This window comes from Nitrospirillum iridis, from assembly GCF_014205765.1.
Classification (GTDB): domain Bacteria; phylum Pseudomonadota; class Alphaproteobacteria; order Azospirillales; family Azospirillaceae; genus Nitrospirillum; species Nitrospirillum iridis.
Map to the genome: position 1 here is coordinate 1 of NZ_JACIIZ010000034.1, position 22,817 is coordinate 22,817.

21 protein-coding genes, 2 pseudogenes and 2 riboswitches are annotated in these 22,817 nt (G+C 59.9%); of the genes and pseudogenes, 5 read left to right on the forward strand and 18 right to left on the reverse strand.

Annotated elements, in window-relative coordinates; all coding sequences use genetic code 11:
- Positions 1-16 precede the first annotated feature (16 nt).
- The 12 genes from FHS74_RS29740 to FHS74_RS29795 all read right to left on the reverse strand — a co-directional run bounded on the left by FHS74_RS29740 (position 17) and on the right by FHS74_RS29795 (position 12,572).
- On the reverse strand, positions 17-547 hold the full coding sequence (locus FHS74_RS29740; protein ID WP_184807899.1) for a hypothetical protein: 531 nt from the start codon (positions 545-547) through the stop codon (positions 17-19).
- Positions 544-1,776 (reverse strand): NAD(P)/FAD-dependent oxidoreductase, encoded by a 1,233-nt coding sequence (locus FHS74_RS29745; RefSeq protein ID WP_184807900.1) that lies wholly within the window; start codon positions 1,774-1,776, stop codon positions 544-546. The genes FHS74_RS29740 and FHS74_RS29745 overlap by 4 nt, the downstream gene beginning before the upstream one ends.
- Positions 1,777-1,779: 3 nt before the next feature.
- Positions 1,780-2,088 (reverse strand): 2Fe-2S iron-sulfur cluster-binding protein, encoded by a 309-nt coding sequence (locus tag FHS74_RS29750; protein ID WP_211106632.1) that lies wholly within the window; start codon positions 2,086-2,088, stop codon positions 1,780-1,782.
- A 142-nt stretch (positions 2,089-2,230) separates the two neighbouring features.
- Complete coding sequence (locus FHS74_RS29755; RefSeq protein WP_184807902.1) at positions 2,231-4,603, reverse strand: TonB-dependent receptor; 2,373 nt, start codon at positions 4,601-4,603, stop codon at positions 2,231-2,233.
- 207 nt (positions 4,604-4,810) lie between these two features.
- Positions 4,811-5,842, reverse strand: a complete 1,032-nt coding sequence (locus tag FHS74_RS29760; protein WP_184807903.1) for an aromatic ring-hydroxylating dioxygenase subunit alpha — start codon at positions 5,840-5,842, stop codon at positions 4,811-4,813.
- Positions 5,843-5,866: 24 nt separating this feature from the next.
- Positions 5,867-6,292 (reverse strand): DoxX family protein, encoded by a 426-nt coding sequence (locus tag FHS74_RS29765; protein ID WP_184807904.1) that lies wholly within the window; start codon positions 6,290-6,292, stop codon positions 5,867-5,869.
- Positions 6,293-6,300: 8 nt separating this feature from the next.
- Positions 6,301-7,377, reverse strand: a complete 1,077-nt coding sequence (locus FHS74_RS29770) for a fumarylacetoacetate hydrolase family protein (RefSeq protein ID WP_184807905.1) — start codon at positions 7,375-7,377, stop codon at positions 6,301-6,303.
- A 32-nt stretch (positions 7,378-7,409) separates the two neighbouring features.
- Positions 7,410-8,348: a VOC family protein gene (locus tag FHS74_RS29775; protein ID WP_184807906.1), complete on the reverse strand. Its 939-nt coding sequence runs from the start codon at positions 8,346-8,348 to the stop codon at positions 7,410-7,412.
- 301 nt (positions 8,349-8,649) lie between these two features.
- On the reverse strand, positions 8,650-9,639 hold the full coding sequence (locus tag FHS74_RS29780) for an amidohydrolase family protein (RefSeq protein ID WP_184807907.1): 990 nt from the start codon (positions 9,637-9,639) through the stop codon (positions 8,650-8,652).
- Between the two features lie 74 nt (positions 9,640-9,713).
- On the reverse strand, positions 9,714-10,766 hold the full coding sequence (locus FHS74_RS29785) for an aromatic ring-hydroxylating oxygenase subunit alpha (RefSeq protein ID WP_184807908.1): 1,053 nt from the start codon (positions 10,764-10,766) through the stop codon (positions 9,714-9,716).
- 30 nt (positions 10,767-10,796) lie between these two features.
- Positions 10,797-11,777, reverse strand: coding sequence for a fumarylacetoacetate hydrolase family protein (locus FHS74_RS29790; RefSeq protein ID WP_184807909.1), 981 nt, complete (start codon positions 11,775-11,777; stop codon positions 10,797-10,799).
- Between the two features lie 3 nt (positions 11,778-11,780).
- Positions 11,781-12,572 (reverse strand): cyclase family protein, encoded by a 792-nt coding sequence (locus FHS74_RS29795; RefSeq protein ID WP_184807910.1) that lies wholly within the window; start codon positions 12,570-12,572, stop codon positions 11,781-11,783.
- 142 nt (positions 12,573-12,714) lie between these two features.
- On the opposite strand from FHS74_RS29795, the gene FHS74_RS29800 reads away from it, so the two are divergent.
- On the forward strand, positions 12,715-13,626 hold the full coding sequence (locus FHS74_RS29800; RefSeq protein WP_184807911.1) for a LysR family transcriptional regulator: 912 nt from the start codon (positions 12,715-12,717) through the stop codon (positions 13,624-13,626).
- A gap of 319 nt (positions 13,627-13,945) precedes the next feature.
- On the opposite strand, the gene FHS74_RS29805 is transcribed toward FHS74_RS29800, so the two are convergent.
- From FHS74_RS29805 to FHS74_RS29820, 4 genes and pseudogenes are all read right to left on the reverse strand, one after another.
- Positions 13,946-15,196 carry a D-amino acid dehydrogenase gene (locus FHS74_RS29805; protein WP_184807912.1) on the reverse strand — a complete coding sequence of 417 codons (1,251 nt, stop codon included), beginning with the start codon at positions 15,194-15,196 and terminating at the stop codon, positions 13,946-13,948.
- A gap of 40 nt (positions 15,197-15,236) precedes the next feature.
- Positions 15,237-15,338: riboswitch (glycine riboswitch) on the reverse strand.
- A gap of 2 nt (positions 15,339-15,340) precedes the next feature.
- Positions 15,341-15,429: riboswitch (glycine riboswitch) on the reverse strand.
- Between the two features lie 13 nt (positions 15,430-15,442).
- Complete coding sequence (locus FHS74_RS29810; protein WP_184807913.1) at positions 15,443-16,024, reverse strand: type III PLP-dependent enzyme domain-containing protein; 582 nt, start codon at positions 16,022-16,024, stop codon at positions 15,443-15,445.
- 98 nt (positions 16,025-16,122) lie between these two features.
- A pseudogene (locus FHS74_RS29815) lies at positions 16,123-16,440 on the reverse strand (transposase); the annotation flags it as partial.
- 306 nt (positions 16,441-16,746) lie between these two features.
- Positions 16,747-17,070: a toll/interleukin-1 receptor domain-containing protein gene (locus FHS74_RS29820; RefSeq protein WP_184807914.1), complete on the reverse strand. Its 324-nt coding sequence runs from the start codon at positions 17,068-17,070 to the stop codon at positions 16,747-16,749.
- 318 nt (positions 17,071-17,388) lie between these two features.
- Between FHS74_RS29820 and FHS74_RS29825 the strand changes: the two genes are divergently transcribed.
- A complete protein-coding gene (locus tag FHS74_RS29825) occupies positions 17,389-18,288 on the forward strand; it encodes a hypothetical protein (protein WP_184807915.1) in 900 nt (299 codons plus the stop codon).
- 14 nt (positions 18,289-18,302) lie between these two features.
- Positions 18,303-20,105, forward strand: coding sequence for a protein phosphatase 2C domain-containing protein (locus FHS74_RS29830; protein WP_184807916.1), 1,803 nt, complete (start codon positions 18,303-18,305; stop codon positions 20,103-20,105).
- Here FHS74_RS29830 and FHS74_RS29835 read toward each other — a convergent pair.
- The gene (locus FHS74_RS29835; RefSeq protein WP_184807917.1) at positions 20,088-20,732 is read right to left on the reverse strand and encodes a protein DA1; all 645 of its coding nucleotides are present in this window, start codon (positions 20,730-20,732) and stop codon (positions 20,088-20,090) included. The genes FHS74_RS29830 and FHS74_RS29835 overlap by 18 nt on opposite strands.
- Before the next feature lie 291 nt (positions 20,733-21,023).
- Here FHS74_RS29835 and FHS74_RS29840 point away from each other — a divergent pair, with 291 nt between their 5' ends.
- Positions 21,024-21,776, forward strand: coding sequence for a tyrosine-type recombinase/integrase (locus tag FHS74_RS29840; protein ID WP_184807918.1), 753 nt, complete (start codon positions 21,024-21,026; stop codon positions 21,774-21,776).
- Positions 21,745-21,879: pseudogene (locus tag FHS74_RS29845) on the forward strand (IS256 family transposase); the annotation flags it as partial. The gene FHS74_RS29840 and the pseudogene FHS74_RS29845, both read left to right, overlap by 32 nt.
- A gap of 66 nt (positions 21,880-21,945) precedes the next feature.
- Here FHS74_RS29845 and istB read toward each other — a convergent pair.
- Entirely contained in the window at positions 21,946-22,752 is an 807-nt protein-coding gene (gene istB, locus FHS74_RS29850) for an IS21-like element helper ATPase IstB (protein ID WP_184807919.1), read from the reverse strand.
- Positions 22,753-22,817 lie beyond the last annotated feature (65 nt).

The window sequence follows — 22,817 nt, forward strand, 5'->3', positions numbered from 1 at the left end:
GGCATTCGGCCCTGGGCTACAAAAGTCCCGTCCTGTTCGAGGCTACCGCCTGACGGCGAGCAAATGGCTCTCCACTTTTCCAGGGCAAGTCCACCATGTAAATGGCCACAGGAGAGAAAATAAGGGAAAGCAGAGCTCCATATATTGCCTTATAAAATAGCAATGAAAAAAAATTCCATTCTGGAGCAGAAACGATAGGCAAAATAGTAACGTGAAACAACCAACAGACAATTGCAGCCGGTACGGCGAGGGCCAGGGATCGTATAAGGGCGTTCCGAGGTAAGCTGATTCTTTTTCGTTCGTTCATACGCAGATACGTGCGAAAGCGCAACCGGCGACGGGTTAAAAACGTCGGCATCAAGATGCTCATCAGCACGATCATGAAACTCTGCGGCAGGGAATCGAACGCCACCCCGACATGACCGGCAAGCGGTACGACGTTCTGCCCACCAAACACAATGAAAACAAACAGTACTGACACCGCTGCACTAATAAGAACACCGACCGCAGTTTCAACGACAATATACCGTCTTTGATCATCTGTCATCGGAGCATCTCCGCAAGTTCTTTCAAGGAAGTTGTGGAATCGGCGAGGCGCTCTGGGTCGATTATGATCCCGTCCGCAACGAGGCTTCGCCCATGGATGTAGTCGCGGGCCGCGTTCACGCAGTCCAAAGAAACGATGCGGCCCCTCTTAAGATAGACGACCGAAAAGCTGCGGGATGCCGGATCACCGCGGATCACCGCTTGGTCATGACCGAGAGAGAGGCCAATCGTTTGGAGTTTCAGATCGTACTGCTGTGACCAAAACCAGGGCACCGCGTCGTAGGACACCGTTTGCCCCGCAATCGCTCGTGCGGCCACAGCCGCCTGATCATGGGCATTCTGTACAGACTCAAGGCGGATGCGCTGCCCCTCCGCATAGCGGTTGGCGTGCCGGGCGCAGTCGCCGATGGCGTAGATACCCGGCAGCGATGTCCGGCACCGATCATCCACCTCGACACCGTTGCCACCATCGGCACCCGCTGCCAGCAGAGGCTCCACAGCGGGGATGATACCGATTCCGATGACGACCATTTGGCAAGGGATGATCATCCCACCCACAAGTTGTACCCCCGTCACCGCCCCGGTTCCCAGGATGGCATTGACCTGCGTTTCCAGGCGGATTTCCACGCCGTGGCCACGGTGCTCCACCTCGAAGAAGCGCGACAGCGCCTCGCCCGCGACACGGGCTAAAACGCGGGGTTGGGCCTCCAGCACAATGACCTTCTTGCCCAGCTTGGTTAGTGCTGCCGCTGTTTCCAGGCCGATATAGCCACCGCCAACGACTACGGCGGTTTCCACACCAGCCAAACGCCCCTGCATCTGATCGGCATCGGCACGTGTGCGAAGCGTATAAATCCCGGCCAGGTCCGCACCGGCGCAGGATAGGCGGCGGGGAGTTCCGCCCGTCGCCCAGACCATCTCGCCATAGCCGATCGTCTCACCGTCCGCCGTCGTCACTGTTCGGTGGACGGGATCGACGGCGACGACACGCCGCCCGGGCAACAGGGTCACGTCCCGCTCGTCCCAAAACGCTGGCGGGCGGATAAGGAGGCGGGTGAATGTCTTTTCCCCCGCCAAATAATCCTTCGATAGAGGGGGGCGTTCGTAAGGCGGGTCCGGTTCGTCACCGAGGAGAGCGATGCTGCCGGCGAATTTATTTTGGCGCAGGGCGATCGCCGCCTGCGCGCCCCCATGACCGGCCCCGACGACCAGCACGTCATAGCGCCGCATCGATCACCCCGCCTCCGCGATACGGACCGGCAGTCCATCGAGGTCATCGGTGAAAATGACCTGGCAAGCCAACCGGGATGTCCCGTTCCTGTCGCCGGAACTGTTCAGCAACTCATCTTCGTCGCTGGTCATGGGCGGCAACCGGCCCAACCAGCCCTCGTCCACATGGACGTGACAGGTGGCACAGGAACAGCACCCGCCGCACAACGCCAGCAGGTCATCAAAGCCGGCGTTGCGGATGACCTCCATGACGGAAAGGCCCGCATCGACGACAACATTATGACTATTCCCATCGCGGGAAGTAACGATCAATGTAGGCATTTCCCCACCAGCGTGTAATGAATGGAACTAAAACCAGAGAGGATGATGAGATGGCGCGAATAATTAATTAGCCACGCCGCCCCATCATCCGGCCCTTGCAGTGGAAGCCATCAAGACTTCCAGTCGTCGCGGCCTAGAAGCGAACGCCGGTGCGCAGGCCATAGGTCCGCGGGGGCCGCAACGTGCCGACGGTGAAAAGCGCAAAGCTCGTGGGGAACGTCGCGCTGACCACGGATTTATCGAAAATGTTGTTCACGAACGCGGTGACAAAGAACCTGTCATCGGAAGCGTTGTAGGTCAGCGAGGTGTCCGCCATCCAGTAGGCGTCCTGCTTTTCGACGGCCGTGAACTCCAGCCCCGCGAGCGTCTGCGTCTGGAAATGCGCGCGCGCGTTGGCGATGATCCTGGCGCCATTGTCCAGCGGGAAGGTCTGTTGGGCGGCCAGGTTCAACGTCCACAGCGGCGAATTGGGCGGACGGGAACCAGAGCAGTTCACCACATAGGAATTCCCGGTGATGCTGGCATTGGGGCAGCCAGTTCCATTGTCGACACCCCCATTGGAATTTGGGGTCGCATAGACGAAGTTGTCGTAGCGCGCATCCAGGTACTGAATATCAGCAGATAGTAGCGTGTCCTTTATCGGAAGGTACTGGATTTCAGTCTCAAATCCCCGGATCGTCGATTGGCCGACGTTCTCCGTCGGGAAAATAACCGTCCCGTTGGAATCGAAGCCCAAATGACTGATCTGCTGGTTCTTATATTTCCAATAGAACCCCTCGATATTGACCTGGAGACGATTGTCGAAGAAACGGTTCTTACTGCCCAGCGTATAGGCGTCGATGGTTTCCGGGCGGTAGGTGCCGGCATCCGCGGAGAAGAAGAAGCCACCGGATTTGAAGCCGGTTTCATAGCTGGCGAACAAAAGGTTGCTGTCGGTGACGTCCCAGTCGGCGCCCAAGCGATAGGTAAACTTGTTGAAAGTCGCCTTTTTCGCCGCGCTGCCAGTATTGTCGATGACGCTGGGGATGGTAAGGGTGCCATCCTGGCTGGGGTCGAAGTTCGGGGCTGGCAAGGCCACAATGTTGTAGGGGAAGGCACTCGCCATCGGGCAACCCGGAACATAGCTCGGATAGTACGTCGTCGGAAGTACGCAGGGGCGCAAGACGCTATTGTTCGTGCCGGCGAAAGTCTTGTCCTCCGTCGTGTAACGGCCGCCAACCGTGAGCCGCACGTCTGGAACCGGCGCATAGGTCAGGCGCCCGAAAGCGGCCAGGCTCTCGGAGCTTTGAGTGTAGGTTTGGTTCGAAAGCTGGGCTTGCGAGCTATACTGGTTCAGCGGGACGTCGTTGGTTTCGTCATAATAGAACCCACCGATAAGAAATCGCAGCGGCTGTGTATCGTCGGTCGCGAAGCGGGCCTCCACACTTGTCTGCTTATCCGTCTCTCTTTGGTTAATAACGAACCCGGGATTGTCCGAAACGAAGTCGACATGGTTCTCGCGGTACGCTGGAATGAGCGTCAGCTTCGCCCAGTCAGACTGCCATTCGATGTTGGAGGAAATGCCCCAGGAATTATTGTGCATATAGGGATTGGCCGTGATCGGCACGAAGGTCCGACCCAACAGGACATCGGGTTGGCTGGCATAGAAGGCCCGCCCCTGCGACGACAGAAGACCGATACGATCATCGACATTCAGGTTCAGGGGGGTCGCGCCAGTACCGTTCCCCCGCTGCCGGAAGACATCGCCCGTCAGGTTGATGGTCAGAGAGTCTGTTGGCTCAACCCGAAGCGATACCCGGCCGCCCATGTCGTTTTGATCATCGGTGCCATCATTCATGTAGCCATTGTGGCGAACGTAAACGCCGGCCGCGCGCACGGCGGCGTCCCTGCCCAGCGGCATGTTCAAATCGCCATCCACACGAACGGCGTCATAATTGCCGTACTCCACCGTCAATTCACCGCTGGTGTCCCCCAGCTCCGCCCCATGCGGGATGACATTGACCGCGCCGCCCGTGGCGTTTCGGCCGTACAAGGTTCCTTGCGGACCTTTCAGCACCTCCACACGTTCCAGGTCATAGAAATATCCCGTCGTTCCCGTTGAACGGCCGATATAGACACCGTTGAAATTGAAAGCGACGGCCGGATCGCTCAAGGCGTTGCCGTTGAAGTTGCCGACGCCGCGCAGATAAAAAACGCTGCTCGACCCGGAAGACGAGCTGACCTGCAGTGCTGGCACCACGCTCGTCAACTCCGCTGGCCGCGTAACACCGGAGTCCCGAAGGCTGTCGCCCGCCACCGCCGATACGGCGATCGCCGCGTGCTGCAGGTTCTCGGACCGCCGCTGGGCGGTGATGACAATATCTGTCAGCCCGTCGTCCTGCTGTGCATTCGTCGCCCCGTTGACTTGGGGATCCGATGATGGTGCCCCCGACGACTGGGCCCAGGCGGCATGGCTGGTGAGCAAGGCACCAAGACAGACTGAAGACAGCAGCAACGTCGACTTCATTTAATCCCTCCCGCTTATTGCGCCGTCTTGGCGGCGATTCTTCTGCAGCCCGATGCGGATCGGGTTGGATCCGTTGTGAATTTTGGGCACGCGAATATTGTGAGGGCAGCGAGTGCCCCCTGGACGCCTTGCCACTCACCGCCCCTCTAGGCGGCGTTTTATTTATGATCCGATGGCCGCTTGGGACGCGGCCACGTCGCCCGCCGGTCAATCCGCCAGCAGGTGCTGTTCCTTGTCGATCATGCCCTTCAGGATGCGACGAGCCCGGATGGCCGCCTCATCGATGGGAAGCAATGCCGGCTTGTGCGCCAGCAGATCATTCGATCGCATCCGGCTGCGCACAGCGGCGATCATCGGTTCGTCTTCGTTGACGAACGCGTTCTGGGTTCCGTAGTGCAACATGCCGGAGACCTCCTGGCTCTCCCTCGCCTTGTTGCGCCCCGCCGCCCAGAAATACCGCGTCATATCCTCGGACTGTGGCACCAAAAGGTGCATGATGTTGATCCGGGGGTCGTCGGCCTGGACCGTTTCATGAAGGCTCATGCCAGTCTGCAGGCTTAGGTTGGCCGGGGCCTGCCAATGCATGTAGGCCTTCAGGTTGGCGAAATCCTCCGCCCCTTCCCAAAGCAACCGGAACAGGCCCGTGATGGGTTCGTTCACCACGTCGTAGAAGGCATTGACCTGGTTGCCGTCCTGCCGCGCCCGGAACGTTGTTCTCTCCGAATTCCCCGGGGATGCCAGGAAGGGATGCAGGAACTCGACATGCGTGAGATCCAGCAGGTTGTCGATCACCAGTTCATAGTTGGCGTTGACGTCCAACTGGCCATAGACCCAGGTTTGGTCCGGCTCATCGAACAGCGGCAGGACCGGCAGCTTGGTCTCTTCGGCCTGAGCCGGTTCCCCCATCCAGACCCACAGCATTCCGTACCGCTGGGCCACCGGGTAAGACCGTACCGCCAAGGCGGAGGAGACAGCGCCCTTGCCGTGGGGATTGCGCAGGCAGGCGCCGGAACCACCGAACTCCAGCCCATGATAGCCGCAAACCAGGCGACCGTCACGGACCTTGCCGCGACTGAGGGGCGCGAAGCGGTGCGGGCAGGCATCGAACAGGGCCTTGACCTGCCCTTGTTCGTCGCGAAACAGAACGATGGGGTGGTCAATGATCCGAATGGCGACGGTTCCGTCCGTCACGTCCTTGTCCCAGGCCGCCGGGTACCATGCGTTTCGCAGGAATCCCATTATTATCCTCCCTCGCTTCAGTCGTTAGTATGTCTTGCGGATGACCTTCTCGATGCTCCAGGCGCCCGGACCGGCAAAGAAAATGTACAGAAAAACGAAGCAAAACAGGATCGCCAGATCACCCTGGTTGACTACCGGCAGGATGCCATCCCTCATGTGCAGCCCTGCCCGGAAATGGATGCCCCAGTAGGCTACCGCCATTTCACCGGACAGGACGAACGCCACAGCCCGCGTGCGCAAGCCGAGGGCGACCGCCATCCCCCCAAAGAACTCCAGTATCCCCGCCACACCGGCAACACTGAGCAACGAGACGGGGCCGGGATGGTGTTCACTGATGGGCCACAGGAAAAGCTTCTGCATGCCGTGCTGAAGAAACAGAAGACCTGAAACAATGCGCAGCGCGCCCAGGGCAAAGGGGGAACAGTGCTCCTTGAGGGACCAGCTTCTCATCGCAACCCTTACCATTCTGTTATAAATGGCCCGTAGGTCGGTGCCCTCCCGCCAGCGTCTTCTGCCACGACCTGGTTCCGTTGGCGGCCGAGGTAGGTGATTTCGCTTTCGACGATGTCGCCGGGCTTCAGCCAGGCGTTGCCGTGCATCGCCGCGTTGCCGGGCGGGGACCCGGTGATCAGCAGGTCGCCGGGCAGCAGCCGGATGCGCTCCGTCGCGTAGGACAGGATTTGCTCCGGCTGGAAGATCATGTCGCTAATGGGCCAATCCTGGCGGACGGCACCGTTCACCGATAGGCGGATTTGCACCTTTGATCGGTCGACAAACTGCTTGGGCACAGCGAAAGGGCCAAAAGGCTTGAAGTTCGGCTGGTTCTTGCTGACCCAATCATATTGAAAACGAACGTCGACACGACGGAACTCGTCCACCGTGCCGAGATCATTGACCATGACATAGGCGGCGATCAGGTCGTCGGCCTCATCGGGGCGGATATAGCGCCCGGTCTTCCCGACTATGACACCGAACTCCAGTTCCCAATCGGGGTGTTTGCCAATCAGAGGCAACGGCACGTCGTCATTGGCACCACAGAGTGCCGAGTGCAAGCCCGTCCAGAAGAAGGGCATGCCTTCGCGCCCGCGCCGATCGATCTCGGCCAGGTTACGGTGGAAAAAGGCCTCGTCGCCCTCCCCCTCCTTCCGGGCATGTTGGTTGAACTTGTTGAAGGTCATCATTTCCGCGACATGCTGGCGGTAGTTGGAACCGGCGCCCAGGATGTTCGGATGGGAAAGGACGGGCAGGATCTCCAGCGCGTCGTAGGTGAACGCCTGGCGGTCCTGCCGGTGGGCAACCTCGTTGGCCCAGTCGACGGCACGGCCCCAGTCGTCAAACACGGCATGGGTGTCGCGATAGCGGTCGGACATGCTGAAGACGGCGCCGCCCGGAACGACAATGCCAGGGAAGGCCGCATCGGCACCGGTCCGGAACGTGCCGATCCCGAAGCTGCCCGAAACCAGACCGGTGGCGGGGTCGACGCCCTCGGGCTGGGGGGCGGCCGGAATCTGTTTCAGGAAGTCATGGTCAGGCATGGTCGGGTTCCATCGTAAATTTATAGGACGTGTCAGGCGAAGTAGCGGTCGGGCGGATCGGAGCTCCAGACATCCATTTCAACCTCATGGATGCCGTGAACCCGGGTACCGTCGGACGCTCTGAGGCGATCGGTATCGGTGAAGGTTTCGAAGCGATTGCGGTCGGGGTCGCGCCAAACGTCGAAGACATGACTGCCGTGGGGATGGCGCCCCACGCCCCAAACAAGCTCGTAGCCTTTGGATTCCAGGTAGCGGTGCGACATGAACTGCGCCTCGAAGTCTTGCGCTTCAAAGCTGATGTGGTGACAGGCCGTCTCACCGCCCCGGCTCTGCATCAGGGCCACGCAGTGATGGTCCACCAGTTCCTCGCCGCGATTGAGGCGGAGGAAGCCGACGATCCGAATCCCAGGCTGGCCCGGCAGGTGATAGACGTCGCTGGGAATGAGCCCAAGCACATCGACGTACCAGGGCAGCGTCGCCATGAAGCTGGGGATGAACAGGCCCACATGGCCGATGCGGAACAGCTTCGCGGGGCCTAGGGGCCGCTTGGGTTCGAACCGCCCCTCGCGGACGTAGTTAAGGGGCGAATTCAACATCAGCGGGGCATAAGCCTCCCCCGGCGGGATGCGCGCGACGCCATGGATGAGGTCCACCGCGATGCCGTTGGGATCCGTGAGGGTCACGGCCTTTCCCCCGCCCGGCATATCCAGCGTGCGGATCGGGCTGGCCTTATGCACCCGCACCGCCTCCTCCAGGTCGGCCTCACTTTCCACCTCGAAGGCGAAGCCGGTGAACACCGCGGCGTCCCCCCGTTCGGCGACATAAGCGTAGCTGTCACCGCCGTTGGTACGCATGATCAGCCGGTCCGGGCAGATCTCAACGGTGATCAGCCCGAAATCTTGGGCGAATTTCTCTGTGGTGGCGAGATCATTCACCTGGAATTTCACATGATGCAGGCTTTTCAAGCGCATCACGGACACCTCCCCAGCATTTTCAATTTCGGATGAATATTGGAAGACCGCGGCATCACCACTGGTCGTCGCTCTCCCTATTTTTTCCGGCGCCAAATTCTTCGGCCACCGGTTGCTATAAGCTTTTCCATCATTGACCTATTATCGTCCAATCGAATATTGGCCACAGACATATAGGCGCCGCTGATATGTCTACGGAAGTGAGTATCCTGGACGTCAGGCGGAAATGAAAACGGCGCCAACCAGCACCAGGCCGGTCAGCGCCATTCAATGTGTCGAATAATTCGAGCCCTTTTGCCGCCTATTCGCCCCGCAACGGCCGCAACCCCAGCAACTCCGCCGCGTTGAGGCCCAGTATCCTGGCCTGCACGTCCTCCGGCAGGTGGGCATGGAATCCCAGCGGATCGGGTTCCCCCATGTCGAACGGATAATCAGTCCCCAGGCACAACCTGTCCGCCCCATGGCTGTGGATGAGCGCGTCGAGTTGGTCACGATCAAACACCAGCGTGTCCAGCCAGACCTGCCGCAAATAAGACGACGGTGCTCGCGTGATGTGCGCGCGGCAATCCTCCCTGGCCCGGAACGCGTGGTCCATCCGGCCCCAGTACGCTGGCAGGAAGCCCCCGCCATGCGCCACACACAGCTTGAGCCCCGGATGCTGGGCCAACACCCCGCCAAAGATCAGGTGGCTGAGGGCGATGGTCGATTCCAGCGGGTTGCCGATAATGTTGTCGAGGTAGTGCGCCGCGAGGCGGTGCCCGTGGGTGAAGCCCAACGGATGCAGGAACAGCAGGACCCCCAACTCCTCCGCCGCAGCGAAGAAGGGGCGGAGCGCAGGGTCGGCCAGTTCCTTCCCCGCGACGTTCGATCCGACCTCGATGCCCCGCAAACCCAGCTCGTGGACGCATCGGCGCATCTCGGCAATCGCCATCTCGGTGTTTTGAAGGGGTACCGTCCCCATGCCGACCAACCGGTCCAGATGGGCGCCCACCACTTCCGCCACCCGGTCATTGACCAGCCGGGCTGCGGCGCGTCCGACCTCTGGCGGGGCGAAATAGTAATATTGCCCTGGCGATGGGCTGATCGCCTGCACGTCCACCCCCAGCCTATCCATGTCCGCCAGGCGTTCCTCGACACCGTTCAGCTTCCGCCCGATGTCGCCGAAAAGCTTGGCGTTCGTGGCCTTGGACGCCTCCGACAGGAAGGCGAAGGGATTGGGCGGGTCCGCGACCTCGCGCCGGATCAGGGCATCCGCCGCCGGAACGTTGAGGTGGCAGTGCAGGTCCACCACGACATGCCGCCCACGCTGAGCGACCGGTATCGGCTCACGACACGGACCACACGTCGAAAGAGGATGATCGCAACTCATCTTTCCGCATCCAGCATGGACTGGACGATCTTGCGCACCTTCACCGCCGGCAAGTCTGACCGAACCAACAATTCCCGCTGGAAGGCGGCCGCCCGGTCCAGCCGCGGTTCGATCGCCTCGATCGCCGCGACATCCTGGCCGCGGACCTTCTTGTCCGATTCCAGTTGGAATTCATCCAGCGCTTCGTCTTGCAGGCGGAAATTCCGGATGGAAAAGCCAAAGTAGTGGGTCGTCGTTTCCGTTTCTGGCGTAATGCCATGCAGGATGTGGAGATGGCCCAGCGCCGGCGGGACGACGTCGTGGCCCGGAACGCGGGTGAACAAGGGGAAGTTGGTCCGGATCAGTTCAGGGCCGTAAAAGTCCGTGATCGACTCCCAATCGGCGATGCCCTCGTATTGGTTCTCCGCCCCCCACACCAGATCGGCAAAGCCATTCCAGGGAAGCTTGCCGGTGCGCACCAGCCGGTAGCTGGCCGGACGCTCCTCTTCCCTCATCGCCATTTTCTTCATAGCCTCGCCACCCGGAATATGGAAATGCAGGTAAGGCAGGTGGGTGAGGTCCATCAGGTTATCGATCAGCAGCTGATACCGCCCCTTCATCAGGAAGTGGTTGTACGAGCTGGCATGCCATCCCTCGACGCCGATGCCGAAATCCTCATGAGGAGGCAGGAGGGCGGTGTCGCAACGATCCTTGTCCCCCATCCAGATCCAGCACAAAGGCCCCCGTTCCTCCAACGGATAGGTCGGCTGGCAGAAGCCGGCGCCAGTACCCTGCGACGGGATCTCACTGCACTTTCCGTCGGCATCGAACACGAAGCCATGATAGCCGCAGACGATGGAGTCCCCCTGCAGCTTGCCCTGGGCCAAGGGGAAGTAGCGGTGGGGGCAAATGCCGTGCATGGCCACGGCCGCCCCGACCGTGGTCCGGTAAAATACGACGGGTTTGCCGAGGATGGTCCTTTCCATCGGCGTTCGCGTGATTTCATGGGCAAACCCCGCAAGGTACCATCTGTTTCGAACGACCGACTGACCTTCCTTGAATGGGTACATGGCCTCCTCCTGTTCTTATTTACTGGATGATCACGTGCGCGCTCGGACGACCTGCTGATCGATGGCGCCAAATAGGGGCTGCCCGCTATCTGATCTGGCTTCCATACGGACGCGATCACCGAAGGACATGAAGGCAGTCCATGCCTTTCCTTCGTCCAGGATTTCGATGCCTCGGCGCTCCGCGATGCAGGACGACCCAACATCGCGATAGTTCGGGTTGGACACGGTGCCCGACCCAATGATGGTTCCCGCACACAAGCTGCGGGTTCGGGCGGCGTGAGCCACCAATTCTGGAAAGGAGAAGCTCATCGCGTGGCCATTGGCACGCCCGAAAAGCGCGCCGTTCCAATAAACCTCGAGTGGCAGGTCGACACGGCCATCGCGCCATGCGGCGCCGAGTTCATCCGGCGTGACCGCGACCGGCGCCATGCTGCAGGCCGGCTTCGCCTGGACCCAACCGAAGCCCGTCCTCATTTCGATAGGGGCGAGGTTCCGCAACGACCAGTCGTTGATCTGCACCACAAGCCGGATATGCGCCGCCGCCTCATGCGGTCCGCAGCCGAGGGGGACCTCATCAACGATCACCCCGAACTCACCTTCAAAGTCTATCCCGTCCGCCTCGGTCACAAAGGGAACTTTCTCGGTCGCCGCATAAAATCGGTCCGACATGCCCTGGTACATCAACGGGCGGTCACGCGGCGCTGGGTCCATCTTGAAAACCTTGGCCATCAGCGCCCCGTGGCTTTCAAAGGCAGAGCCGTCCAACCACTGCCAGGCGCGCGGCAATGGCGCCAGGAACTGCCAAGCCGACTGCGGCGCAAGGCCAGGCGCGGTTCCCGCATCCACCTCCGTCGCCAAATCCCGTAATGCGCCCTCGACGTCGGTCCAGCACTCCAGCGCCTCTTGAAGCGTCGCCGCGATCCCATCCGCGAGAGCCGCCCGAGCGTGATCTCTCGATACGACGACAAGGCGGCCATCACGGGAGCCGCTTGCCACGGTGGACAGCTTCATGGCCTAGTCCTCCAGGATCGCGACAGCGCGCGTCCACCCGGCGGAGGCGCCTTGGATTTTATGGGGAAAGCAGGACACGGTGAACCCGTGAGCGGGCAATGCCTCGAGATTATGCAGCTTCTCCAGGTGGCAATAGCCGATCTCTCGACCGGCCTTATGCCCCTCCCAGATGAGGGAGGTATCGCCCGTCTCAGCCACGCGGCGCGCCGTGTGGGCAAATGGCGCATCCCAACTCCATGCGTCTGTCCCGGTTACACGGACCCCGCGAGAGGTGAGGTACATCGTCGCCTCATACCCCATGCCGCAGCCCGTGTTGATGTAGTCCGCGCGGCCGAGGGCACCGCCGGCCGCCGTGTTGACCAAAACGATGTCGAGGGGTTGCAGCTCATACCCGATGCGTCGTAGTTCCCGCTCCACATCCGTGGCCGTCACGACATAGCCATCGGCGAAATGCCTGAAGTCGAGCTTCACGCCGGGGCAGAAGCACCAATCGAGCGGGATTTGATCGATGGTCAGCGCAGGCTTCCCACCATCCTGTGTCGGATGGAAATGCCAGGGCGCGTCGAGATGCGTCCCGTTATGGGTCGATAGCGTCACGGTCTCCGCCGCGGCAAAGCCCTCTCCTCCCGGCAAAGCCTCGGCGGTGATGCCGGGAAAGAAATGGCCTGCCTCGGCGACTGTGTCCTTGTGGCCGACGTAATCGATTTTTGGCCGCATGAAAGGGGGATCTGTCACCACGTCATTGCACAAGGTGATGGAAAGATCGACGAAACGGCACCCTGTACGGCTTTTCATTCGCGTTTCCCAAGCTCCCTGCTCGCCTTCGGCGGCGATTTGCCGGCCAGCATTCGTTCGTCATTCAATTTCCTAGCGTTACCTATTAGCGTCCAATCGAATTTCGGCTTGCCGTCTATAGATGGTACTGATATATTGAAGCATGCGCTTCGATGGTCTTGACCTTAATCTGCTGGTTGCCCTTGAAGCTCTAATCCAGGAGCGCAACGTCTCTGCGGCGGCCCGGCGCCTTAACTTGACCCAGCCCGCCGTTACAGGCGCACTGAACCGCCTGCGCGACTATTTCCAGGATGATCTGTTGGTCTTGCATGGGCGACGAATGCTGCCCACGCCCAAGGCGGAATCCCTGGCCGGTCCAGTCCGTCGGGCCCTTTTACAGATTCGCGGTGAAATCACTCGCGCCGGAAACTTCGATCCCGCGACGGCCGTGCGCCACTTCCTGATAGTCGCGTCGGACTACGCGTACGCGATCGTCCTGGCCGACCTTTTCGCCAAGGTGGCCAGCGAGGCACCGTCCGTCAGTTTTGAAGTCATCTTGCCCAGCAGTCAGGCCGGCGAAAGATTGGACCGGGCCGAAGTCGACCTCATGTTTACGGTCATCCCGTTCGCGAACCCCCAATACCCCTCGATGCAGCTATGGACTGACGAGGATGTCATCATCAGTTGGAGTGGCGCCGGCTATGACAACATCGAAGCCGACACCTTCTTCTCCGCCGGCCATGCGGTGGCCACCTTCGGCCCGGACCGCAGGCCATCGGTGACCGATGAGCATATCGCCAAACTGGGTTTTGACCGTCGGGTGGAAATCCTGCTGCCCAATTTCGCCGACCTCTGTCCGGCAATCGTCGGCACAAAGCGGCTCGCCACCATGCACCGGCGCTATGCCGAACATTTCGCCCGCTTTTATCCCATCAAGCTGCACCCGACATGGGTGAAATTCCCCCAGATCGTGGAACTGGCGCTGTGGCATGAAGTCCGGGACAAGGATGCCGGGGTTCGCTGGCTGCTCGATAACATCAAAGAGCTGGCTGACAGCTTGCCAAGCCAGGTTTAAGTGCGAGCCGTAATTAGCTCCATCCTCGGCGATAAAGAACTGTGTCCTCTTGCCCGGTGAAGTCGCCAGAGGGATTAAGCAGTTGGAACTGTCGATGGAGGACTTGCAGCCCACGGCAGCCGCCGATATGCGTTGGCGTGGGCAGCAACCGGGACAGCGCCGCCGAGGGCTGGGAGATGATAGCGTGAAATCAGGTCTGGGGCATGCCCCAGACCTGGTCGCCCTCAACGCCCGATTCAGCGGTGCCGCGCGACAAACAGGATGAGAGCGGCGGGACATCGTCTGAGTTCCAGTTGGATACTGTTTCACACTGGAGCTCTCACCTTCCCTGACGATGCGCCGCCACGAGTTGCGCTGTCATCCAGGCGGTCATGGCCGACAAGGTCCAACCGAGATGCCCGTGGCCTGTGTTGTAGTAGACGCCCGCGCGTCCGCCGGGTTGAACGCGCGGCATCATGTCAGGCATCATGGGCCGCAGCCCGGCCCATGGAACCACGCTTTCCACGCTGACCCCAGGGAACAAGGTACGGCACCAGCGTATCAGCGGGGCGATGCGATCGGCCCGGATATCGCGGTTTTCCCCATTGTATTCCGCGGTGCCGGCGATACGGAACCGTCCGACGCCCAACCGGCTTGTCACAATTTTCGTGGCATCGTCCAGCAAGCTGACCCAGGGGGCCGCCTGTTGGCTCTCGGCATCGGATAGGTTGACGGTGATGGAATAGCCCTTCACCGGATAGACGTTGACACGGTCCCCCAACTGCGACGCCAGCCATCGGGACCCCACGCCACCACACACGACAATCCGGTCGAAGTGCCCTTCCCCCTCGCCGGCCGCCCCTCGCCACCGGAGTTCGACGCCATCGCGCCGCGGCTTCAGATCGGTAACGACGGTTTCAAAACACAACTGACCACCGCGTCGGGCAACGGCCTGGGCCAGGCCGGTGGTATAGAGATGGATGTCCCCGGTAAAGTCGCTGGGCGTGTAGAATCCGCCCAGGAAACGTTGCTGAAGAGCGGGCTCCAACGCCTGGATTTCGTCGGCGTCGACGGGCCGCCGGTCAAGGCCACCCTCGCGTAAAAGGCCGTTGACGCGGGTCGCATGCGCCAGCGCCGGCGCATCCCGGTAGACATGCAGAATGCCGCGCTGCTCCAAGGCGAAATCGATGCCTTCCCGATCAGCCATATCTAGCAGGTGCCGACGTGCCGCGATGGCCAAGCGGGTGGTGGCGATGGTGTTGTCGCGATAGGACGGCAGGGCCGCCAGGAACTCCGCGAACCAGCTGTATTTGTGCCAGGACGGTCTGGGATTGACCAGCAAAGGCGCATCCCGGCGCAGCATCCACTTAAGGCCTTTCACGACCGTGCCCACCTGGTTCCAGACCTCGGCGTTCGAGGCGGACAGTTGCCCCCCGTTCGCGTAGGAGGTTTCCATGGCGGCATAAGGATGCCGGTCGAATACGACGACGTTCTCCCCAATTTCCTGCAACTGATACGCCGTGGTGATGCCGGTGATGCCGGCCCCGATCACGGCGGTGCGCGATGATGATGTTTCAGCAGTCTGGGACATGGTACGGCTCCATCCGCCGGGCGTCCGGCGGAATACGCCCCATCCGTGTTTGGGCCTGAGAGCTTCACGGGCCTTCCCCGGGATGGGGGTCCGCTTTCTCCTACGGCGGGCCGATTCCAAAAGGATGGCCACTCTTCGGATGTTGGGCCTGGCGCGGTCCGGGTGCCTGAGAGATTCCGGGGCGGTTGCTCCTTCGGCGATGGCCCTTGGCCATGCTCTCCCGCGCGAGGCACAATGAAAATTACTCTACAGGAAGCAGTGGCCCTGTCCACGATACGTTTTGGCCCGCTCCACGACCTGCCCGTTCTCGATCAGCAGCAGTTCATTGAAGCGCTCGCACAGCTCGCCCGCCTTGGCGTGCCTGAATAATACCGGGTCGCTGATCCGGAGTTCTTCCGGCCCATCATAAACCACAGGTGTCTGAACCTCACCGGCCCCCTCGTCGGGGATCAGCCGGCTTCCCTCCGGCAACCAGGGGATCGGAGCCCGGTTCAAGCCACTGGGGCCCGAGGCCGGATAACCGCCCCCGCTACAGGTGAAGACATCGCTTTTTGGCTGGCGGGCGATGCGGACGGCAAAGCCTGCGGCAGGCTCAAGCTTGAAATCACGATAGTGATCAAAGAGGGCGGGTGCGTAGAGCGCCGATCCGGCCGCCAATTCCGTCACGCTGGGATCGGTCCGCGTGCTCTCAAAGCTGCCCGAGCCCCCGCCATTGACAAATCGCAGGTGGATCCCCGCCTTCTTCAACAAGTGCACGCTGTCGTCCCGGCGGGCGTTCACCTGGGGGCCCGACCAGGCTTTCAGCCTGCGCAGGATCAGATTTCGCAAGCCCTGTGTAAATCGGCGCGATCAGGTGACCCTGCTGTTTTCAACAAAATCAGTTAGTTGTTGTGCTGATCGGCGTCCAAGCTGCACGCCGATTAACAGTAGGCTTCCTGGATGACGGCGGTCAGCGCCTTTTCCGCCATGCGCCGGGGCTCCAGGAAGCCCGGGAAGTAACTGCCCTTGCGCAGCTTTGGGATGCGCAGTTCCACCGTGCCGGCACGGGTTTCCCAGTCGCGGTCACGGTAGCCGTTGCGCTGGACCAGGCGGTCGGGTGACCGCTCCCCGGGCGCCGCCCCGGTCAGGGCATGGACCTCCAATTCCATCAGCCGCTCAGCGGCAAAGCCGATCATCTGCCTCAGCACATCGGCGTCTGCGCCCTTTTCCAGCATGCTGCGCAGTGCCATCATCTCGTCGGTCATCGTGGTCACCCTCGGTTGGGGATAGTTGTGGTGACCAGACTTTACCGAAGACCCACGATGACCGCCCGCCGGGACAGCCCGTCCGGCCGGCTACGCCGTCCTACAGGGCTGCCCCGGCGCCAGTGCCTGCTACACCACCCGGGGGGACGTGACCTGGTGGCGGTGTATTGGGCATCCTCGGGCGGGGTTGTACCGACTTGGGAAAGTGCGGCTTGCTGTCTGGTTTGGAACGATATAAGTCGACCCCAGCACGCAGTACGGCGATGGCCTCGGCCTCTCCCCCGCACGAGACGAGATCTATGTAGGTTATTGCCTTAAGCATCCCCCCCCCGGATCGCACGCGCCAACCTTGACCGGCAGCAACGCGCCGGAAGCGCCGGAAGGGTCATTGGTGAACGCCGCAGCCCACTCAGCCTGAGCATACTCCACTCGCAGATATTCGCTAGAGAGCACCGCGATTGTCCGGGCACATTCCTTGGCCGCACAATGCATCTTGAGTACAAAATTAGTCCCCGGCCGGAAATCCCAGTCTTGCAAATAACACTTATATCCCACCTCCTCCAACTGCCAGCCAATCCATTCGGCCCACTGGCGGTCAGCCCTATTGTAACTGATGAAGAAATTCGCCAAGTCCGCCCCCTGCCGTCGCTGTAGAATAATTGCTGGATTGAATTGCATCTTTCAAGATTTCCGCCGCGTGGTGTGATGAAGCCATAAGGCTTCATCTTTCCGGAGCGGCATCACGGGCCACCCGCGAGAAGCCGGCGGCGCAGAGCGCGCTCTATCAAGGACGCGCAGTGCAACTCTTTTGCACAAGAGCCATCGACGGCACTATTGCTGAAACCTGCGCCTTGCGGTAGTTTTCTCAGGATATTAGTAAATGGGGCAGCAACCCAAGCGATTACCGGATGGAGCGCACGGAGCACCACTGGGGAAGGAATAACGTTAATGCCTGACGCTCAAGCGAAGATTGGCGCCCTCTATGCAGAGGCCCAACAGATTGCCAACGGCATTGCCATATCCCCGCCAAGTGTCCCAGCATCTTCCCCACCGGGTAGTCAACCCGTAACTACGCAACAGGCGGTCAAATCGCCAGTAACGGCACCAATATCCCCGTCAGTCAATAGTAGTATTGCGCAGCCTTCTACGCAATCCTCCTGGAAGATCGCCAGACAGGCGCACGCCTTCGTACTGGCAAAGCTGGATCATTTTCTGGCAAGGGCCTGGGGCATCGCCGCTCTGATTTGGGGGGCAATATACCTTCAGGTCAAGACGCAGTTCATTCCCGATCGAGAATTGTTCTTTATTCTCCTGGGCCTTCTCGCAATGGTGGCGTCCTTTATGACAACCATGGTTTGGACGCGCATTTCGGCCAAGCTGGAGGGACAGTCACGCCCGCTGCTTTATTTCCACCTTGGCGGACGCGAGCTAAAGGCGATACTTATTTCTTTTGCATTTAATATCTTGACATCAATTCCTATTGCGTTTCTTCAACCGGAGCGCGTCACGCCGCTAATTATTATCATTTATTATTTGGCAATAACGTACATTTCTTTAAGGATATTCCCTCTTCTCATTACCTCTATTGCCCTGGGAAGGCCGCAAACCATGGTCCAGTCCTGGGTCAAGGGCCGTGGTAACGTATCCAAGCTTTTTGGTGTACTGGTACTATGTGCCTTGCCGTGCTGGGGCGCTATAGCTGTCGCGATAATAGGCGCCGGCTTTGCATTAAACGAATATAACAATGCTGTCCTGGCGATAGTGCTTATGATCATATCGTCTCTATTACTCCTTCTCAGCATTGCAATTACTGGTGTCGGCCTTCAGAAATTTGACGAATACCTGTGATTGGAAGCCCAAGAATGTTTGAGATCTATTGCTGCCAGCATGGAATGATTGCCATAGATAGACAGGTAGCTTCTCAAGTACTGGAAAGCTTACAGCCCCTTGGGGGGCGCGTGACGCAGACTAATGGGTATCTGCTGCCCGGATGCAGATCCGAAGATGTCATCCTGAACCAGCCCGCACTACCCATCACGTTGGATTTCAACGAACTGATGGAATTGATCGGTGCGGGGGACGGGTGGCCGGTAGCGGCGACATGCTATGGCCCCCCCCAGGACAAGAGCCGCAACGAGGATTCGGCGCTGTCAGCGGTGATCCCCGGCGCGGGCGCAACCCGCTATGCGTTCGCTGCGGTGGCGGATGGTGTCAGCACACGGACCTTTTGGTCTGAGCGGGCGTCCCGGCTGGCTTGCCTTGCGGCCTTCAAAGTGATCCGGTCGATGATTCTGGACAGCACATTCGATGCACCAGACTTCGCTCCCAGCTTGCGGAAAAAGCTAGCTACGACTGTGCTTGAAGCGCTGAAAATGGACCAGTCGATTATCCGCGAAAAGAAGGCGACGCCCCCGGACTGGTCCCCGGAACTTTATCAGCGACACATAAATCGCGATGAATTCTGGTACAATTCCACACTGCTGGTCAGTTGCCTTGGCCATGAGAGGGGAGTGGCATTCTGGGTTGGCGATGGTGGCGTCAAGATCGTGAAGATCGGGCCGGACGGCACCAACCTCATTGCCAGGGACACCCATCTGAAATCCACCGATGACGTCGAGATCGGCTCCTATGTTTCCTTGGCCAAAAATATCGTGTTCGCCGGTGGCCCGATCAATTACAGCGATTCGTCGGCCGTCCATGTCTATCTTGCTACGGATGGGGTAGACAGAACACTTCAGCGTGCCAGGGATCTCGATTACGAAAACATTTCCATGCAGGATTGTGAGAAGGCATGCAAGGCGCTGGAAGAAATCTGGCTGCTGCCGGGCGCGGAGGTCGATAACTACAGCGTGGCCCGGGCCAGTTGGCCGATTGGGACTTCTATTCCGATTGCGAACAATTTGGCAACAGCCCTGGCGCCGACGATTGGCAATGATATTCTGCCGCCAGCTACGCGAGACGGTCTTATCTTGGCGACGCCGGAAACTGCATTGGCGCCGACAGCCGGCGCGGCTGTCTCCAGCGTGCCGCATATGGACCAGGACGACGATTGCCATGCTGTGGATGCAGACCAAGCGGAGAAGGCGAAGCTTGGTAGTTCCGGCACCACGCGGGAGCGACATAGCAGTGAGCCCCCCATGTCTTCGACATCTGCGCCTAGACAGGTTCCAGATCACCCGCTGACTGGCGCTCGTGACAACCAGTTTTCCGCATCGGCGCAACCCTCTCACCTACAGAAACAAGACCCATCCGCAGATGTCAGCGAAAAAGCAAGGATGGATGATATTATTCCTATCATCAACCTCGTTAAACGCACTGAAGTACGTTACGGGCATCTGGCCCCTCACGATATAAATCTTAAAGTCAACAAATCTGCATATAGGCTAATAATACTTAGCAGCTTCTTTACAAGAAAAATAATGAACATTAAATTATTAAACAAAATGTCCAACACTCAAATTGGCAAGTTTTTGGATATTGAACCGTTAGAATTTAAATTCGTCGCGATTAAATCTTCCTATATTTCGACCAGAGATGGTTTCTTGAAAAAATTATTTTCTGAAATACTTTCTAACAACTCCTTGAGAGAATTAAGCAAAGAAAAGGAACATGAAAAGAACTGGCAGGCACTTCTATTGTATATCCAGTCACAGTCGCGCCCGTGACAACAGTATACCGAGGAAATCCTTCAATGTGGTTTGCCCTTGGATCTTCCGCATCATCCGAAAGCCGTCGCCGTAAACAGGGTCAGAGTTTTTCTCTATCGCGTCGGCAAGTCGGTCGGCACCCAGGGTTCCGCGCTGACGGTACCAATGATAGGCGATGGTTTCGCAGAGACCCTCCTCTTCAATAGTGCCAAACATCAAATTGTTTCTTGCAGCCCAAACATGTCCAAGTTCATGCGCAACAACGCCGTCAAAGATCGGCCATGGAAGGCCGCTGACGACGGCCACGCCATCAACATCCCGCCTCTCCTTGCCATGTACGACCAGAATTGTTGACCGCGTCACGCCGAGTGTGTGGTCGTCAAAGCTGGCACTACCATGTTTGGCGCGCATCGCCAACGTTGATCCAAGCTCGAACTTTAGGTTCTGGCCTTTTGATACCAGACCAACCTCTCTGGCGAATGATGCCACTTCCACAAAGCGACGGCGGGCCAGATCGATATCGTTAACCGCCAACGAGACGCAGGTACTGCAGTTGCGGCGGCCAACGACGGGGGCGGCGCAATACTGGCACCGGCTTTCTTGCAGACAGCCCTGACAATGGGGCAAACCCCAGATGTCGATCATATATCGTCCTTGTATGATCGACATTTCACAACTTGCGCATTTCAGCGCCGTCATGGAATTACAGCCGAAAACATGAAACAGCTCCCTCTGTCGACATTGGCGCGTTCCTCGCCTTCCTTAGTCTGCCCCTTATACAGGTCCTGGCACATTGACCGAAGTGCCCGTTTGGAAATTGATTAAATTGATTGAACGAACCCGCTGTCGCGGGAATGGCGCCGCTGTTGGCGTATGAGGCCTCCGGTCTGAGGATTGCGGTTGTCGAAGCCCAATCCACAGACAGGAGGTTCCGCGATGGCCGAGTTGAGCCCTCTACGTCGCCGCATGATCGAGGACATGACGGTCCGTAATCTGTCGCCGGCGACGCAACGATCCTACGTGCATGCCGTGGCGAAGTTCAGCCGGTATTTTGGGCGGTCGCCGGACCGCCTTGGTCTTGAGGACGTCCGTGCTTTCCAGGTCCATCTGGTCGCCACGGGGATATCGTGGCCGGCGTTGAACCAGACGGTGTGCGCCCTGCGGTTCTTCTATGGCGTGACGCTGGGGTATGGCGATCTGCCCGAACGCATCCCGTACGCGCGCGAGCCACGCAAGCTGCCGGTGGTGCTGAGCGCGGACGAAGTGGTGCGTTTCCTGGAAGCGGTGCCGAGCCTGAAGAGCCGGACGGCGTTGACGACGGCGTACGCGGCGGGCTTGCGGGCATCGGAGGCCGTCAGCCTTAAGGTCGGCGATATTGACGGTGGGCGGATGGTCATCCGGGTCGAGCACGGCAAGGGTGGCAAGGACCGCTACGTCATGCTGTCGGCGCAGTTGCTGGGCATCCTGCGCACCTACTGGCGCCTGGCCCGGCCCGGTCATTGGCTGTTTCCCGGCCGGGACGGGAGCCGGTCGATGGACGTGCAGGTGCTCCATTCGGCCTGCCGTTCGGCTTGTGCCGCCGTCGGGCTGGCCAAGCGCGGGACTATCAGGAATTTCGTGCTCGGCGGGGTCATAGTGAGAAAGAAGGAGCCCCCCCATGGCCCGACGCAAAGAGCCAGTTATCCCTGACGCGCTGCTAGACCAGTTGCTTGCCGGGGCGGATGCCAAGACGGCGTTTGATCAGAACGGCCTGCTTGAGCAATTGAAGAAGGCGTTGACGGAACGCGCCCTGAATGTAAACGGCGAAGTGATTTTCCCCAGAAGTGGCGACTTAAAAATCCCCAGATGGTTTGTTCGGCTAATTGATTGGGTGGGTGTCGGCGGGCCTCACTTTCGGCGGTCTTCCGCGTTTCCGGATGGCTTGGAGCGGTGCGGTATCGGGTCTTCGCCGGACGTTTTCGGGGATGAGGTCGGCGTGCTGGCGTAGCCTGTAGCTGGCGCCCTCGATCTGCACGACGATGGCATGGTGGAGAAGGCGGTCGAGGAGCGCCGTGGCGACGACGGTGTCGCCGAAGACGTCGCCCCATTCAGCGAATCCGCGGTTCGAGGTGAGGACCATGGCGCCCTTTTCGTATCGGGCGTTGACGAGTTGGAAGAAGAGGTTGCCGCCGCCGGGGACGACGGGGAGGTAGCCGATCTCATCGACGATGAGGAGTTGGGGGCGGCAGAGGAAGCGCAAGCGTTCCCGCAGGGTGCCTTCGCGTTCGGCCTTGGCCAGGGAGGCGATGAGGTCGGCCAGGGTGGTGAAGTAGACGGAGCGTCCCGCCTTGACGGCCTCGACGCCCAGGGCCGTGGCGAGGTGGGTCTTGCCGCATCCGGGCTGGCCCAGGAGGTGGAGGACTTCGTGCCGGTCGATGAAGTCCAGTTGGGCCAGGGCCAGGATACGGTCCCTGTCGAGGGAAGGCTGGAAGGCGAAGTCGAAGCCCGCCAACGTCTTGACGGTGAGCAGACGGCCCATCTGGAGGGCGGCCTTGACACGGCGTGCTTCCCGCAGCGCCAGTTCCTCGCCGAGCAGGGCGTCGATGGCCTCCAGGGTGGTGAGGGTGCCGCGCTCAGCCTGGCGCAGGACGTGGTCTGGACTTGCCCTGGAAAAGTGGAGAGCCATCACCCTAAAATTTGGGAATGATGGAGGTGAAGATGGCGCGGGCGAAGCGGTCGCAGATCACGGGG